The 17,586-nt window shown below is 33.9% G+C and carries 11 protein-coding genes; 9 read left to right on the forward strand and 2 right to left on the reverse strand.

Features of this window, described 5'->3' with window-relative positions:
* Nucleotides 1-136: 136 nt before the first annotated feature.
* From D1818_RS07595 to D1818_RS07635, 9 genes are all read left to right on the forward strand, one after another.
* Nucleotides 137-2,026: an OstA-like protein gene (locus D1818_RS07595; RefSeq protein WP_233558564.1), complete on the forward strand. Its 1,890-nt coding sequence runs from the start codon at nt 137-139 to the stop codon at nt 2,024-2,026.
* Between the two features lie 103 nt (nt 2,027-2,129).
* On the forward strand, nt 2,130-3,323 hold the full coding sequence (locus D1818_RS07600; protein WP_118457608.1) for an aspartate aminotransferase family protein: 1,194 nt from the start codon (nt 2,130-2,132) through the stop codon (nt 3,321-3,323).
* A gap of 415 nt (nt 3,324-3,738) precedes the next feature.
* Nucleotides 3,739-5,139, forward strand: coding sequence for a tetratricopeptide repeat protein (locus tag D1818_RS07605; RefSeq protein WP_118457610.1), 1,401 nt, complete (start codon nt 3,739-3,741; stop codon nt 5,137-5,139).
* Nucleotides 5,140-5,274: 135 nt separating this feature from the next.
* The gene (locus tag D1818_RS07610; RefSeq protein WP_118457612.1) at nt 5,275-6,240 is read left to right on the forward strand and encodes a DUF368 domain-containing protein; all 966 of its coding nucleotides are present in this window, start codon (nt 5,275-5,277) and stop codon (nt 6,238-6,240) included.
* Nucleotides 6,241-6,243: 3 nt separating this feature from the next.
* The gene (locus D1818_RS07615; RefSeq protein WP_118457614.1) at nt 6,244-7,272 is read left to right on the forward strand and encodes a DUF368 domain-containing protein; all 1,029 of its coding nucleotides are present in this window, start codon (nt 6,244-6,246) and stop codon (nt 7,270-7,272) included.
* Complete coding sequence (locus tag D1818_RS07620) at nt 7,269-7,997, forward strand: shikimate dehydrogenase (protein WP_118457616.1); 729 nt, start codon at nt 7,269-7,271, stop codon at nt 7,995-7,997. Before D1818_RS07615 ends, D1818_RS07620 begins: the two co-directional genes overlap by 4 nt.
* 139 nt (nt 7,998-8,136) lie before the next feature.
* Nucleotides 8,137-10,260 (forward strand): DUF349 domain-containing protein, encoded by a 2,124-nt coding sequence (locus D1818_RS07625; RefSeq protein ID WP_118457619.1) that lies wholly within the window; start codon nt 8,137-8,139, stop codon nt 10,258-10,260.
* A gap of 9 nt (nt 10,261-10,269) precedes the next feature.
* The gene (locus D1818_RS07630; RefSeq protein WP_118457621.1) at nt 10,270-10,896 is read left to right on the forward strand and encodes a class I SAM-dependent methyltransferase; all 627 of its coding nucleotides are present in this window, start codon (nt 10,270-10,272) and stop codon (nt 10,894-10,896) included.
* A gap of 272 nt (nt 10,897-11,168) precedes the next feature.
* Entirely contained in the window at nt 11,169-14,612 is a 3,444-nt protein-coding gene (locus tag D1818_RS07635; RefSeq protein ID WP_118457623.1) for a starch-binding protein, read from the forward strand.
* Between the two features lie 308 nt (nt 14,613-14,920).
* Here D1818_RS07635 and D1818_RS07640 read toward each other — a convergent pair whose 3' ends face one another.
* Together D1818_RS07640 and D1818_RS07645 are read right to left on the reverse strand one after the other, a co-directional pair.
* Nucleotides 14,921-15,814, reverse strand: coding sequence for a hypothetical protein (locus tag D1818_RS07640; RefSeq protein WP_118457624.1), 894 nt, complete (start codon nt 15,812-15,814; stop codon nt 14,921-14,923).
* Nucleotides 15,815-15,893: 79 nt separating this feature from the next.
* On the reverse strand, nt 15,894-17,582 hold the full coding sequence (locus tag D1818_RS07645; RefSeq protein WP_118463586.1) for a SusD/RagB family nutrient-binding outer membrane lipoprotein: 1,689 nt from the start codon (nt 17,580-17,582) through the stop codon (nt 15,894-15,896).
* Nucleotides 17,583-17,586 lie beyond the last annotated feature (4 nt).

Raw genomic sequence — 17,586 nt, forward strand, 5'->3', positions numbered from 1 at the left:
TTTAGGTCAAAAATGCAACAAAACCAAATTGCTTAAGTATTTATCTATGAACTTATAACTGGGAAATTTTATTTTAAGTAAACCCTCACAATCATTACATACAATTTTCGTTATTTTGCAAACAAATATTAGATACTTGAAAAATACATTTTTCTATATAGTTTTTATACTGTTTTTTTCTACCATCACATTTGCTCAAGAAGGTAAAAAAATTAAGGTTCAATCGGATCGTACTATTAAAAATGAGGAACGTTTTCCTGGAGCGACAATTCTAGCCAAAGTAAACAAACAAGTTTATATTGAGCACGATGGTATTGAGATTTGGTGCGACCAAGCAATACATTATAGCGAAGATAAATTCATTAAGGCTCTTGGTAATGTAAAAATGAAACAAGGGGATACCCTAACAATGACGAGTTCTTATGCAGAATATAATGGTAATAGTAAGTTTGCCTATGCAAGAGAAAAAGTGTTTTTAGAAACTCCATCGAATACATTAACCACTGATACGTTATTTTTTGACCGCCTACGCCAGCAAGCATACTATCGAAGTGGAGGAACTGTAAGAGACTCTTCTAATACACTTACTAGTAGAATAGGTAGATATTTTATGGATAGAAAACAATATTCATTTAATACCAAAGTAAAAATCGTCAATCCAGAAAACACCGTTGATTCTGATCGTTTAGATTACTACACAGATAATGGTCATGCATATTTATATGGTCCATCAACTGTAAAAGGAGAAGAAAGCACACTGTACTGCGAACGTGGTTTCTACGACACCAAAGTAAAAACTGGCTATGCAATAAAAAATGCACGTATCGATTACGATAATCGTACGGTTTATGGAGATAGCATATTTTATAATAGCGCAATTCAATTTGCATCCGCAACCAACAATATAAAAGTACTGGATACAGCAAACAACTCCGTCATTACTGGCCATTATGCGGAAGTTTTTAAAGACAAAGACTCTGTATTTATTACCAAAAGAGCTTTAGCAGCTACTTTACAGGAGAAAGATTCTATATACATTCATAGCGACACGTTAATGGTAACAGGAAAACCTGAACGTAGGATTATGAACGGTTTTTATGATGTCCGGATTTTTAAAAGTAATATGAGTGGTAAAAGTGACTCTATCAATGTAGATCAAACAACTGGATATACTAAAATGATAGGTAAACCCATTATCTGGTCACAGCGTAATCAGATGACAGGAGATACCATCAAGATTATCTCTAATCCAGAAACCGAAAAACTAGATTCACTGATCGTATACCAAAATGCCTTTTTAGTACAAGAAGACACACTGAAAGCTGGATATAATCAGGTGAAGGGACAAACTTTATACGGATTATTTGAGGACAATGAAATTTATCAAGTAGATATAGATAAAAACACAGAAACTATATTTTACCAAAGAGAAAGTGAAGGAGAACTAAAATTGATTGGTATAAATAAAGTACTATCCAGTTCCATCAAGTTACTATTAGAACAAAGAGAAATTGTAGATGTATTTTATTATCAAAATGTAGATGGAACCTTATATCGAGAAATCGATCTGCCAGAAAATGCCAGAGAGCTCTCAGGTTTTAAGTGGCGTGGAGAGGAACAAATATTAAGCAAAAAAGATCTTTTTAGAGGGGAAGCACCACCGAAACTTACTAAAATAACCGGAATACCACTACCAGTAGAAGATGATGACTTCTTTGATGAAGAGACCATAAAACGTTTAGAGGAGAATAAATCCAAAGACTCTCGTTTATTAGAACAAAAACTAGAAGACGCTCAGCTAAAAGAAACAAACAAAGAACTGGATTTAACACCAATAATAAAGGAGAAAACAAAAGAAGGAGTAAAATCAAAAAAGGAAAAAGATACAACTTCAAAAAAGAAGTCGTCTAATAAAACTTCCCTCATAGATCTCGACCTTAATCGAACCGCTAAACAACGAGATAGTATTACTGTAACTACCATAAAAAATCAAAAATCAACAGATAGTATCAAAAAGAAAAAATAACAATCTAAGTAGATTACAAAATTGTTATTTTATAAATTATACTTTAGAGAGTTTCTAACATCCAGTTACTAATAGTTCGATAGATTGACTTAACTTTGTGAAGGTGAAAAAAGACTTCTACAGATATCAGGCTCAAACCACACCACATCCTTTGGCTATGGAAATTTCTCATGCCGAAGGAAGTTATATTTTTTCTACGGACAACAAGAAGTATCTAGATTTTGTGGCAGGAGTATCTGCTTGTAGTCTTGGACATAGACATCCTAGGGTTGTAAATGCTGTAAAAGAACAACTAGATAAATATCTACATGTAATGGTGTATGGAGAATATATCCAGAAACCGGCAGTGGAACTCACAAAACTTCTAGCCTCCCTTCTTCCCGATCCTTTAGAAAAAACATATTTAACCAACTCCGGAACAGAAGCTATAGAAGGTTCTCTTAAGTTAGCAAGAAGAGTAACCGGAAGAAGTCAAATCATAGCTGCTAAACACGCATATCACGGCAATACTATGGGATCTATGAGTGTGATGGGATTCGAAGAACGAAAACAAGCTTTTAGACCATTAATTCCAGACGTATCATTTATAACATTTAATAAGGAAGAAGGTCTACAAAACATTACAGAAAAAACAGCTGGAGTAATTCTAGAAACTATACAAGGAGGAGCTGGATTCATTGAACCAATAAACGGTTATCTAAAAAAAGTTCGCGAACGTTGTAATGAAGTTGGTGCTATCCTCATTTTAGATGAAATACAACCTGGATTTGGACGTACCGGAAAATTATTTGGATTCGAGCATTACGAAATGACTCCGGATATCGTTGTTATGGGCAAAGGTATGGGAGGAGGATTACCAATAGGTGCCTTTACAGCTTCTTCTAAGATGATGGATCAACTACAAGACAACCCAAAACTTGGACATATCACAACATTTGGAGGTAATCCTGTAATTGCAGCTGCCGCTTTGGCAACTTTACAAGAAATCACAGAAGGTGACTTAATGGCAGAAGCATTAAGAAAAGAAAAAATATTCAGATCATTATTGGTACATCCTTTAATTAAGGAAATTAGAGGTGTGGGATTAATGTTAGTCTTTATGACTCCTTCTGCCGAAATCACAAATGAAATTATTTTGAAGTGTCAAGACAAAGGACTCATTCTTTTTTGGTTGCTTTTTGAACCCCTCGCAGTACGCATTACGCCTCCTTTAACGATATCTGAAAAAGAAATAAAGGAAGGATGTCAAATTATTCTTGACGTATTAAATGAGATTGGAAACCACAAAAAGTTTTAAAAACAATACTGCTAAATTGATTTAAAACCCTTATCTTTAATACAATATCTTACCGCATCACACATTCAATCGCATCAAGTGGCTTATAATATAAAAAATGCTAAACCGTTAATTATTAATGGTACACATTTTGTTAATTAGTTTGTTAAAAACAATTGATTTCTTAAGTAGTATCATACAATTTCATTTGTAATTTTAATTCAGAGGAAATCAAAAGTGCAAAAATAAATTAAGTAATGATGTTTTTACAACTCTTGCTTGTTGGGGAAGACAAAAAAGGTTTGTAACATATTTTTGATTTATAGAGCACCTTTAATCAACGTGTATGAAATGAGCATATGTATGAATTTCAAAAATATTGAAATAAATGCTATGCGAATTCCATCTGACATTTATTAAAAATAAGGACGAACGGATGAAATTTAACCACGAAGAATTCGAAGAAAATAATTTCTCAATTACTCGTTATGAGTCTATGCTGAGATCTAATGATGTTAAGTTTTTTGATTCTGATGAGTTTGAATCTATTATTCATCACTATCTCGAAAACGGAAAAATCGCAAAAGCTAAAAAAGCAATTTCTTTAGGACTTTCGCAACATCCGTCTTCGGTAAACTTAAAACTATTGCAAGTTGAAGTCCTTGTTTTCGAGGATCGATTAGATAAAGCTGATAATCTTTTAGGTCAACTTCATGCGTTAGAACCTGAAAATGAAGAAATATATATCCAAAAGGCTAATATTCTCTCTAAGCAAAATGATCACATAAAAGCAATTGAATTATTAAGCACAGCGCTAGAGTACACAGCAGATGAGGCTGATATATATTCCTTGATCGGAATGGAATATCTTTTCATGGATGATTTCGAAAACGCGAAAGTAAATTTTATGAGATGTCTAGAGTCTGATAATCAAGATTACTCTGCGTTATACAACATAATATATTGTTTTGACTTCTTAGAACAGCACGAAGAAGCCATTACCTATCTCAATATGTTTTTAGACAAAAACCCATATTGTGAAGTAGCTTGGCATCAGGTGGGTAAACAATATTTTGACCTTAAGGATTACGAGAAAGCCCTCGCTGCATTTGATTTCGCAATCATTAGCGATGAATATTTTATTGGTGCTTATCTGGAAAAAGGGAAAGTATTAGAGAAATTAAAACGATATAACGAAGCTATAGAAAATTATCGTATTACTTTAGAATTAGATGATCCTACTTCTTTTGCTTTGTTAAGAATAGGAAAATGTTTTGAAAAATTAGGTAGTGATGATTTAGCCATTCAGCATTATTCTAAAACCGTACACGAAGACCCATTATTAGATAAAGGTTGGATTGCGATTACGGACTTTTACATGCGAAAACGAAACTATCAGAAAGCATTATACTATACGAATAAAGCAATAAGTATTGATGCAGAAAATGTATTGTATTGGAAACGTTATGCTAAAATCAATAACAGATTAGCTTTCTTTGAAGAAGCAGAACGCGGATACAGAAAAGCATTAGAATTAGGCAATTACGAACTGGAAACTTGGCTTAATCGATCTGATATTTTAAAACTTATTGGCGAATCTGATGCAGCTATTCAAAACATGCATCAGGCAATAGAGTTTTATCCAGAAAATGCCGAAGTTCAATATAGGTTAGCTGGACTACATTATGAAAAGCAAGAATATGACAAAGGAGAGTTCCATCTTAGAAAAGCACTAGACTTGGACATAGAATATATTATTGTTTTAGAAGAATTATTCGAACGTGTATTTAATCTTACTTTAGTACAAAATATCATTTCGGAATACAAAGCATCGTAGAAATTAAATATATTATGAGTATAGCAAAACAAGGTGAAAAACTAATTTCACCTTGTAATTTCCTTAAAATTACGGCATACTTTAAATCAAAAAATACATACATTTGTTTGTATAACAATTGCTAAACTAAAAAGAATGCAACGAAGTCTTAAGGACTATTTGGTAATCTCCCTGAAAGGGATTGCTATGGGAGCTGCAGATGTAGTTCCAGGAGTTTCCGGAGGAACGATAGCTTTCATCTCAGGAATATACGAAGAACTAATTTCCACAATCAATACACTAGATCTTAATTTTTTCAAAGTTTGGAAAAGTGAAGGTTTTGGCAATGCCTGGAAGAAATACAACCTTTCTTTTTTGTTAGCATTGTTTATGGGAATAGCCATAAGTATCCTTTCATTAGCCAAAGCAATTAAATGGCTTTTACATAATGAACCCTTATTGCTATGGTCATTTTTCTTTGGATTAGTATTAGCAAGTATCCTGTACATTGGTAAACAAATAACCTCTTGGAACTCTAAAGTTTTTCTTAGTATCATACTTGCAGCTGTCATTTCTTATTTTGTTACTATAGCAGAACCTATAGCATCGCCAGAAAGTCTCTGGTATTTACTTTTTTGTGGGTTTATCGCGATAATAGCAATGATTTTACCCGGTGTTTCTGGAGCTTTCATTCTGTTAATACTAGGAGCATATCAAACATTCATAGGGATTCTTAATCAATTTAGAGAAGGATTAACAACCATGGATTTTGACATGTTATGGCAAGCTTTTTATAAAATAGTGATCATAGGTATTGGTGCCGTTATAGGTTTAAAATTGTTTTCTAAAGTATTAAACTGGATGTTCAATAATCATAAAAACATGACCTTAGCCTTACTTACTGGATTTATGATTGGATCTTTAAATAAAATTTGGCCTTGGAAAAAAGTAGTCTCCTGGAGAACAAACTCAGAAGGTCTTGAGGTTCCTTTTATAGAAAAAAGCATCTTACCAGCAAATTTTGACGGAGATCCCAGAATTATCTGGGCACTACTTTTTGTCTGTATTGGCTTTCTATTAATTCTTATATTAGAGCGTTTAGCAATAAAAAAAGACAATTAATAGATGGCAGAAAACACCAGAACGTTTAGCGATAAGTTTTTTTTAGTCATTAAAGGTTTGGCTATGGGAGCAGCTAATAAAGTACCTGGTGTATCTGGTGGAGTTGTGGCCTTTGTTGCAGGTTTTTATGAAGAATTTATTTATTCTTTGCAAAAAGTAAATCTTAAAGCGCTTAAACTATTTATTAATTTTAGGTTTAAAAGCTTCTGGAGATATATAAATGGTCGTTTTTTGGCATTGCTTATTTTAGGAATGCTAATTAGTTATTTCAGTGTTTCTAAAATTCTCGATTATCTTATTATCCACTATGAATTATATGTTTGGTCAGCTTTTTTCGGGATGATTATAGGCTCCATATATTACATTGTAAAAGATTTTGATGATTGGAGTAGACGCAATATATGCTTTATTATTATTGGAATAATAGTAGGTATTAGTATCAGTTTATTAGAACCTGCTAAGGAAAATGACAATTTATTTTTTGTGTTTTTCTGTGGTATTGTAGGTGTTTCTGGTATGACATTACCTGGATTATCTGGCTCATTTATCCTTATCCTTTTTGGAAATTATGTATTGTTATTGGTAGACTCTGTAAATGCTTTATACGACACCATGGCGGATTTAGTGCGATGGGATTTGTCCTTTATGGAAAACGTAAGGAGAATACGATTACTTAAAGTTCTTGTAGTATTCAGTTTAGGATCAATCACTGGTTTAGTTACGTTATCACATTTTTTAGGATACGTATTAAAGCATTATAAAAATGCTACTTTTGCCGCAATTATTGGTTTTATAACTGGATCTCTAGGTGTTGTTTGGCCTTGGAAATACAAGATGTATAAACAAAATGATTTAGGAGAGATTCTAATTGATGCACAAGGCAACCCTATTCTTGATAATTACGATCGGTATCTTCCCGATCTAACAACTGCACCAACATATATTGCCTTCTTTTTTATTTTAGTAGGCATTGCTATTGTTCTTTGGTTAGAATGGTACGGCGAAAGAACCTTAAAAACGAAACCAAAATGAATATATACGGATTACTAGGTAGAGATATAGGTTATTCTTTTTCTAGAAATTATTTCTCTAATAAATTCAACACGGAAAGCCTAAAATGTCAGTATCAGAATTTTGATCTTCAAACTATTGAAGAGCTAAAAAATATCATACAGCGGACGGATGTTAAAGGGATGAATGTAACTATCCCATATAAAGAAGAAGTAATTCCTTACCTAGATACATTAGATCCTATTGCCAAAGAAATTGGAGCTGTAAATGTAATTAAATTCGAAAGTAACGGAAAATTAACAGGATACAACAGTGATTATTATGGTTTTACAGAGTCTCTAAAACCTTTACTTAATACAACAATTAAAAAGGCATTAATACTAGGAACCGGTGGAGCATCAAAAGCCATAGCATATGCGTTAGACAAACTAAATATTGAATATATTTTTGTTTCTAGAAATCCAGATTTTAGAGAACTTAGCTACAATGATCTCGATGAGGATATTATAAAAGATTTTAAATTAATTATTAATTGTACGCCTTTAGGCACTCACCCTAACACAGAAAATCATCCGGATATTCCTTATGAATACCTAGGCAAAAATCATGTATTGTATGATCTCATCTACAATCCAGAAGAAACAATCTTTATGCAAAAAGGTAAACAAAAAGGAGCAAAAACTTCTAATGGATTGAATATGCTTATTTTACAAGCAGAAAAATCTTGGGAAATCTGGAATCAATAGTTTTCTCTTTTTATGCATAAAATTACTCATTCGATCTTAATTAAGTAATTCCTAAAACCGATCATTTGCTTTGACTTTATATAAGATGTTAGTATCTTAGTCAATCCTTAATCTCAGACAAACAAAAACATTTTATATAATGTCCACACACGATAACCTGCCTAAGGCAGATGGAAACGAAGATAATAAGACCAAAACTTTAGAGGATAAATTAGAAAATCCTGTTTCTGAAGCGACGGAATCCGCTTCTGAAACTCAAGAATCACAGGAGGGTAAACCTAAAGAAATCACTAAAGTAGAAGAATCTGTTGAGGACAGCATCCCTGCTGAAGCGTCTCCAGTTAGTGAAGACCTGCCAAATGATGAAGTAGAAGAAGAAAGCGTAGAATCTACTGAAACGTCTCCAGTTGTTGAAGATATACCGAATACTGAAGTAGAAAAAGAAGAGGCTGTATCTCCTGTAGCAGCTGATGATGAAGTCCTAAATGAGATGGAAGAGGCAGTAGCAAAGGATAGTGAGGATGAAAGCAAGTTAGAGCGTCATGATATCGAAAAGAAAGATTATCATGCAATGAATAAAGATGAACTTATATCTGAATTACGTCGTTTGATAAAAAGCGAAAAAATACAAGCTATTAAAGAGCACGTAGAGGAAATTAAGACTGAGTTTAACGCTAAATTTAACGAAGAAGTAGAACAGAAAAAAGATGAATTTTTAGCTGATGGTGGAAATATAATAGACTTCTACTACTCTACTCCATTGAAAAAAGAATTTAATTCTGTTTACTTTGATTATAAAGAGAAAAGAAACGCATACTATCAAAATCTCAAAAAAGATCTTCAGGCAAACCTGCAGAAAAGACTAGACATCATTGAAGAACTAAAAGGTTTATTGAACGTAGAAGAGAATATTAATACTACCTATAATCACTTTAAGGAAATTAAAGAAAGATGGCATAATGCTGGTCCAATTCCGAGGGATAAATACAATACGGTTTGGAATACATATCATCATCACACGGAAAATTTTTATGATTTCCTGCACCTAAACAGAGATTTTAGAGATCTGGATTTTAAACACAATCTAGAACAAAAACTTAAAATTATTGAACGTGCTACCGAGTTAGCTCAGGAAACGGATGTAAATAGGGCATTTAGAGAATTACAAATTCTCCACAAAATGTGGAAAGAAGACTTAGGACCTGTTGCCAAAGAATATAGAGAGCCTATTTGGGAAAAGTTTAGTGAACTCACCAAACAAATTCATGAAAACCGTCAGCAATTTTTTAAAGTACAAGACAAAGTTTATGAAAAAAATCTAGAGGTAAAACAAGAAATTATTGCTAAAATCGTAGAAGTTGCTGCTGAACATCCAAAAAACCATGGAGGCTGGCAACAAAAGATCAAAGAAATAGAAGCACTAAGAGAAGAGTTTTTTAAAGCTGGAAAAGTACCTTCTAATGCAAATGAGGAGACATGGAGTCAGTTTAAAGGAGCGGTAAGAGATTTTAATAGAAATAAAAACGCTTTCTATAAGAGTCTTAAAAAAGATCAGTTCGAAAATCTTAACAAGAAAATGGAACTCATCAAAATTGCAGAGGATAATAAGGATAGTGATGATTTTTCTGTTACCACTCCATTAATGAAAAAGATTCAAGCGGATTGGAAAAAAATTGGACACGTACCTCGTAAGGATAGTGATAGAATCTGGAAAAGATTCAAAGATGCTTGTAACGCATATTTTGATCGTATACACGCTGAAAAAAATGAAGCTAATAAAGAGGAAATTGCAGCTTATGAAAAAAAACTAGCTCATATTGAGGCATTAAAGGAATTAAAATTATCGGGCGACCCCAAAAGCGATCTTGACACTATTAAAGAAAATATTAGTATTTGGAAGACAATAGGAAGAGTTCCTTACAAAAAACGTAATATCGAATCTGATTATAATAAAGTTTTAGATAACCTTTTTGGACAACTAAACTTAAGCAGACAGGAAACTGAAATGATCAAATACGAGAATAAACTCAGTTCACTTGCTAACCAATCCGATGATAGAGCACTTAGAAATGAGCAAAATTTCTTACGTAAAAAGATTGAAGAGGTTCATAGCGAAATACGTCAATTAGAAAATAACCTTCAATTCTTTAAACACGCAGATGACAATAATCCATTGGTAATCGAAGTACGAAAAAATATCGGAAAGCATAAAGAAAGTCTTGAAGTTTGGAAAAATAAATTAAAGAAAATAAAACAACTCTAATATTCCAATATGAATTGTGCTCTTTGTGGCTCAAGAGCATCAGAATTTTCTGTTGTACACAAACGAGCATACCACCATTGTGCTAATTGTGATGCCATTTCCTTGCATCATTCTTATTTTCTTTCTAATGATAAAGAGAGAAAAAGATATGAAATACATAACAATGATGTTACAGATCCAGGGTATCAAAATTTCGTTTCTCCAATCGTTAATGCTATTATAAAAGATTACGATAAGAGTCATAAAGGTTTAGATTTTGGGAGTGGTAGTGACCCTGTTATTACTACCATGCTTAGACATCAAGGCTACGCTATTTCCACGTATGACCCATTCTTTGATCCCAATTCGAAGGTGTTGCAATCTACTTATAACTATATCGCGTGTTGCGAAGTAATGGAGCATTTTTATCACCCTAATAAAGAGTTCAAATTATTACATTCATTACTAAAAGATAAAGGAAGGCTATACTGCAAGACATATCTGTATGACAAATCTATTGATTTTGATTCCTGGTGGTACAAGAACGATCTTACCCATGTATTCTTTTACACCAAAAAAACATTGAATTGGATTAAGGATTATTATGGTTTTAGTGAGGTAATTATATCCGAAAAACTAATCATCTTCGAAAAATAGTTTCTGCATTGCATCCGATAAAAATATGGATGCATCATTACTCTAAAAAGCTACTAAACAAAATGTTATCAACACGAAAACGTTTGAGTAACTAAGGGATCACTTCAGTGAATAATTATTACCTAAATTGCTAATTCAATATATTTTTCACTAAAAAAATAACATTGTATTAATAATTTTAAAACTTTTATTCTGATATGACAATTTAGACACTAACTTCCTTAGGGAAGAGTAAAATTTCACACAAGACACAAACACAAACACTAAAATTCATGAAAAACTCATTACCCAAATTCCTGGGCCTTCTTGGCCTATGGAGCTTACTATTAAATTCTTATTTAATAACCGCACAGACAGATTTTAGAGAAGAAACGATCTATTTTTTAATGACTTCTCGTTTCTTTGATGGAGACCCTAATAACAATGCTCCAACAGAATGGTCATCTTATAATCCCGATCCCGAAATAAACCCAAGCATTACAGATCCTGATGATGTAACCTGGAAAGGGGATTTTAAGGGATTGATCCAAAAATTAGATTATATAAAAGATCTTGGTTTTACTGCGATCTGGATCACCCCTATAGTACACAATCGTAGCCCATTAGACTACCACGGATATCATGCTTGGGATTTCACTAAAGTAGATCCACGTTTAGAATCTCCTGGAGCTACATTTCAAGATCTAATTAATGAAATCCACGCACGTGATATGAAAATTGTGCTGGATGTTGTTACGAATCATGCCGGACGATTCGGAATAAAAGATGTAGCCGAAATAAAATATAACACAGACCCTACAAAACCATGGTTTGCACCGGATAATCCTAATTGGGAATATGACGGTTTAACACCTAATCCAGAAGATGGACTTATATGGAGTAGAGCTAATTTAAAAAAAATGCCTCCTCCATATAATGAAGATCTATCACAACATAATTTCCCTGGAAAAGAGAGTTATGTTGATACTTCTGATCCAGATTGGTATCATCATTCCGGAAACGGTTTCGCACAAGGTTTTGATGATGTAGAAAATCTACAGAACAGAGCATTAGCAGGCGATACTCCTGATCTAAACACAGGTAGCCAGGTTGTTAGGGATTACCTTGTGAATGCGTATGCCACCTATATTAATATGGGAGTAGATGCTTTCCGTTGGGACACAGTTAAGCATATGAGTAGAGAGGATATCATTTATTTCTATGATGCTTTTAAAGCTATAAATCCCGATCTATTTATTTTTGGAGAAGTGGCTCAAAAACGTCACGAATTACATCCTGTAGAGGAAACCAATCCCCATTATTATACTTGGAGAGGAGAAGTTAACAACTCCCAACCATTAGATCTTGCTGTAATTGATTTCTTCGGAGAAGCTACTTTTCATGGCACATTTGAAGAAGGACAATCTTTCCCTACGGTTAAAGCTGCTGCCAGATATGATAATTTATATAGTGATCCCTCTACACTGGTAACCTGGTTAGACAATCATGATTTTGGTCCCAATAACGACTGGAATAGACGTTATGGAGGATCTGATGAAAACTTAGCAGCGTGTATGAATTTTATGTTTACCTGGAGAGGAATTCCAACCGTTTATTATGGAACCGAAATGCGATTCAAGGCTGGAGAATTTAATGATATTCATAACGAAGCAGGGATTAGAGAATCAATTGATAATACCGGAAGAGCATATTATGGAGACGTCATTGATCAAGCTCCAAACCATAAAATATATCAACATATTAAAAAGCTAAATGCTATACGAAAAGCTGTTCCAGCATTACAAAAAGGAAATTGGGATTGGAAAGATGCTCCAGGTAATGCCGTTTCCTATCGTAGAGTGCATCAAAATAGTGAAGTTGCTGTAGGATTAGCAAAAGATGGAAATGCCTCATTTAGTATTTCAGGAATGACAAATGGATTATATAGAGATGCGGTGACGGGTCGTGAAATTGCAGCTCAAAACGGTGTATTGAACTTTACCGTAACTTCAGGATCTGCAGGAATATATGTGTTAAACGGACCCGGTCTAATTGGTGGCTGTGGCGGAGGATTCTTTGAAAACTGTGTTAATGGTCCTAGCAATCCGGTGGTAATTATTAATCCAAACACCACAAACTCCGAAAACCCTATACAAGTTACAATAGAAGCCGTTGGAGGAGCTGGTGCCCCGTATAGTATTTACTATACCATAGATGGATCAAATCCTAATATGTCTAATTCTCAATATACCAGTTCTTTTACGATCTCAGAATCTACTACTATTAAGGCGATTGCTTTTGACAAAGATGGAACTGCATCTGATATAATTACAAAGGACTATCGGATTGGCCCAATCAAAGGTTTACACGTTTATTTTAAAAAACCATCTTCTTGGACGCAAGCCAATGTGCATTACTGGAATGAATCACCAGATGTTTTACCTCCAAGTAACTGGCCAGGACCACAAATGAGTCAAATTGAAAACTCTGAATGGTATGAATATATTTTTGAAGGAGTCCAGAGCACTAATCTACTCTTTAACGATAACGGTGGTACAAAAACTGATGATTTAACAAGAGATAGAGATGGATGGTTTGACAATGGTACTTGGTATGATACAGATCCTAGAAATACCGAAAATACTCCTCCAACAATAGTAATGTCACCAGGGGGAGGATCTTTCACAGTAGGAGAAACTGTAACTATCTCACTAAGTGCCACCGATAACTCTCCCCAAGGAATTGAGATTTATTATACACTTAATGGAGATGAACCAGATACTTCCTCGATTAGATATACCTCATCAATAGCGATTACATCAGACACTACTATAAAAGCTATTGCATATGACACAGAAGGATTATCTTCTCAAGTTATAACTAATTCATTCACTTTTTCCGAAACAACGGATTCAATGACGGTTTATTACAAAGGACAACTATCTAATCCAAATATATATTATTGGAATACGACACCAATAGCATCAACAGTAGCTTGGCCAGGAGCTACCATGACTGATATTGGTAATGGTTGGTATTCATTTACATTTAGTGGTATTAACTGCACCAATATAATTTTTAATGGTAATGGAGCAAACCAAACCGAAGATTTACAAAGATGCGGAGATGGATGGTATTATAATGGGACTTGGTACGATAGTAATCCTGAGGAAAGTCAGGATCTAACATTATACTTTAAATCTGATTCTTTTACATCCCCTACTATTTACTTTTGGAATACTACTCCATCAGGATTAACAACTTCCTGGCCTGGAGAATCTATGAATGTTGATACTGATGGTTGGTATCGATATACATTATCAAATACATCTTGTGCCAATCTCATTTTTAGCAATAATGGAACTTCACAAACCTCAGATCTTAATAGATGTAAAAATGGATGGTACTATAATAATATTTGGTATGATCAAAATCCCGATGCGCTAAGATTAGGCAATACCATTTCTGAGGATGATATTTCTGAAGAAAGAATCACCGTATTTCCAAACCCAATAACAGAAAACTCTGTATTACAGCTATATACAATAAAAAAAGTAAGTGCCTTGAGAATAGAACTTATCAATGCTTACGGTGCCTCTCAAATTATATTTAACGGACAAGTTAGCACAGGAGAACATAGATACTCATTAGGAGAAAAATCGTTAGCGATTGGAATTTACTTTTGTAGAATCACTATCGATGGAAAAACCTCTACCAGAAAAATTATAAAGCAATAATTTATAATATTTCAAATTAAATAGAATCCCCACTTGAAACAATAGCTCAAGTGGGGATTCTATTTAATTTGAAATAAATCATGATATCACACTAACAAGTAACTTACTACATAATGACACAAAACATCGCCTAAGAAGACGATGTTTTGATAAAATAATGATAATCCAAAATACTTTACAACTACCTATAAACAAATCATTTACAAAGTATTCCTAAATTTATCATTATATTAAATATTACTGTATAACCTACATGAGTTTATCGATTATAAAAACACTTAGTAGTGTCACATATTTAAACAAAATCATTAATTCGGAACTAGTTCTAAAGTATATGTGATACCGGGTAACCCGCAACAAGACCCACTTGTATATGCCAGTTCTAATGTAATAACACCCGTGACTGGATCTAAATTAGTACCATCTCCTTGATCAAAATCAACCTGACCTGGAAAAGATGTTGATTGTGTAGCAACAGTAATTGTTCCGCAAACATCAGTGAATTGTAGTCCAATGGGAGTAGTAGCCCCAAAAATACCAGCAGTACCATCACTTAAAACATATGTACCAGCAGATGGTTGCGTAATTGTAACTTGTTGTGGACTTATAAAATTACCAGCTATCGGAAGGCTTGATGCTATAACAGTAGAGGTATAATTACCTTCCAACATCGTTGGGCAGGATACTGGATAATTAATAACTGAAGTAAACAGTACAGTGGTCTGAATATTACTTCCTGTATTGCTTGTACCATCCTCGTTTATTATATTTAATACTGTTCCATCTTCCATAGTAAATCGAGTTGTAATTGATAGAACATCTCCAAGTTTTATATCCGAAGTACTAGTTATTTCTGTAAAAGCACTAACAATATCATCCGTACTCAAAGTAAAAACCATCGGCAAAATAACATCACTAGATAAAACTGAGTTGTAAACAGGTCCTTCAAGTGTTCTATAAACAGCGACAACATCCGTTGAAGCTGGATTTCCTTGTGCAACTTCCGCACTAAATTCTAGATTTACCGGTTCATTATTATTAATTTTTACAAGATCAATAAAAGTCTCTCCTGTTGCCGACTTTTGCATATTTGGCACTGCTCCATCATTTAAGGGGATAAAAGCCTTACCTCCATCATCTTCACAGGAACTTATCAAAGCCACTATTGTTAATATAAATGTTATTATTTTTATTTTTTTCATCTGTTAAATTTTAGAGTTTATTAATTCTCAGATAGAATTCACCAATTTATATATTAGCTCATTTCAAAATCTTATTTTATTAATTATCCCAAAATACTTTATACGTTGTTGGATCTTTTTGGTTAGGCGCGTTTTGATTAAGGTTTAGTTCCCTCTGTGGCCAGAACAATGAAACCTGAAAATCATTATTTAAAACTGTTAAATTGTCAACCAAAGGAAAGCCATCAGCATTATCCAACTGATATTCTGGAGAAGGTCCATTAGGATCCACTAAAATAGGGTAACCTGTTCTTCGATAATCATTATATTGATCCATCGGATCTCCAAATGTTGCCACCCATTTTTGCGTCATTATAATTTCTAATCGTTTGTCAATACTGGCAGCAGCGAATTCAGCATCTATAGTATCCATAAATGTGGTTACAGCAGTGGATCCAGATAGTACAGGTACTGTCTGAGATGTACCCGTTCCTACCACCACTTGATCAACTTTAGCAAAGCTTGCTGTCATAGCTTCTCTTAGTTTTGCTCCCGCATCACCTGGTATTAAACCGACCTGTATTAGTTCTGCCTGGATATATAAAAACTCGTCATATGTAAGAATTCTTTTAGGAGCCACACCAGTGCCACTTGTAATTGTTCTGGCAAATCCAGCACCGTCATCATAACGTCCTCCACAAGGAAAAATACCAGGAAAAGTTGCATCATTTTGTACCGCACCGTCTCTATCAGGACCAATACTTCCAAATCGAATACTAAAAAAACCAGTTGATGCATCCCAATAATCCGCATTTGGATCACCAGTAACGGTATCCCCCTGATCTCTAGGAAACTGCCCAGGTAACAATTGGTTTACGAAATAGTAAGGCAGTCTTGGGTCCGGATTCGTTGTATGAATGTTAGGATTTACTCCTAATAATATTTCATAAAACCAAGGACTTGCATATTTTGTTACTTGTGCACCACCATAAGCATCCAAAAAAAGTCGATTACGTTCGTCTGCAGGTGCTTGAGCAGCAGTATGATTAAACTGAAAATCATCGGCATTGGAAGACATGAAATTATTCTCCGTAATTAATGCATCAAAATCTGCTTGATTAAATAAAGAAGAAAGACGTATTTGATTATATAATTTCAGTTTCAATGTATTTGCAAATCTTATCCAAGTTGCATTGGATCCTCCATAAAATAAATCATCTGCACCCGGAGCTAATCCTTGTCCGCTTTGGATATTCACCTTTCCAGAATCAATCAGATCTAATACATTTTGATATATTACTTCTTGATCATCAAAAACTGGACTTACCGTACCTAACTCTAAGCCAGTCGCGTCAGAGAAAGGTACGTCTCCCCATAAATCTACAGCTACGGACATTAAATAAGCTTTCAGTATTTCGGCATAGCCAACATACACTAAATCTCCAGTTTCACTGGCTTGTGCAATTAATGTTTCGATATCTGTAAGTCCCAAATACACATTATTCCAATCGTTATTTACTAAAATGTTATCAGCTTTTGTACCATACTGATCTTGTTCTCCCCGGGACGTAAATTGATGTGTATATACCTGAAGTATATTTGCACTAAAGAATTGAAAATCTGCAACGGATCCAATATTTACTTCAATACCTGTTAACAATTGGTTGATGGATGCCACTGTAGGGTTATCGGTATCTGTATCCACATCCAAATAATCACTGCAACTCAGAACCATAAATGAGCATGAGATAGCAACAAAAAATTTCCATTTATATAATATATTTTTCATACTG

Source organism: Aquimarina sp. BL5 (assembly GCF_003443675.1).
Lineage (GTDB): Bacteria > Bacteroidota > Bacteroidia > Flavobacteriales > Flavobacteriaceae > Aquimarina.

Bases quoted from the DNA above. Each gene is read 5' to 3' on its own strand.
- D1818_RS07605 (WP_118457610.1), top strand. From the start codon at position 3,739: ATGAAATTTAACCACGAAGAATTCGAAGAAAATAATTTCTCAATTACT.
- D1818_RS07610 (WP_118457612.1), top strand. From the start codon at position 5,275: ATGCAACGAAGTCTTAAGGACTATTTGGTAATCTCCCTGAAAGGGATT.
- D1818_RS07615 (WP_118457614.1), top strand. From the start codon at position 6,244: ATGGCAGAAAACACCAGAACGTTTAGCGATAAGTTTTTTTTAGTCATT.
- D1818_RS07620 (WP_118457616.1), top strand. From the start codon at position 7,269: ATGAATATATACGGATTACTAGGTAGAGATATAGGTTATTCTTTTTCT.
- D1818_RS07625 (WP_118457619.1), top strand. From the start codon at position 8,137: ATGTCCACACACGATAACCTGCCTAAGGCAGATGGAAACGAAGATAAT.
- D1818_RS07630 (WP_118457621.1), top strand. From the start codon at position 10,270: ATGAATTGTGCTCTTTGTGGCTCAAGAGCATCAGAATTTTCTGTTGTA.
- D1818_RS07635 (WP_118457623.1), top strand. From the start codon at position 11,169: ATGAAAAACTCATTACCCAAATTCCTGGGCCTTCTTGGCCTATGGAGC.
- D1818_RS07640 (WP_118457624.1), bottom strand. From the start codon at position 15,814: ATGAAAAAAATAAAAATAATAACATTTATATTAACAATAGTGGCTTTG.
- D1818_RS07645 (WP_118463586.1), bottom strand. From the start codon at position 17,582: ATGAAAAATATATTATATAAATGGAAATTTTTTGTTGCTATCTCATGC.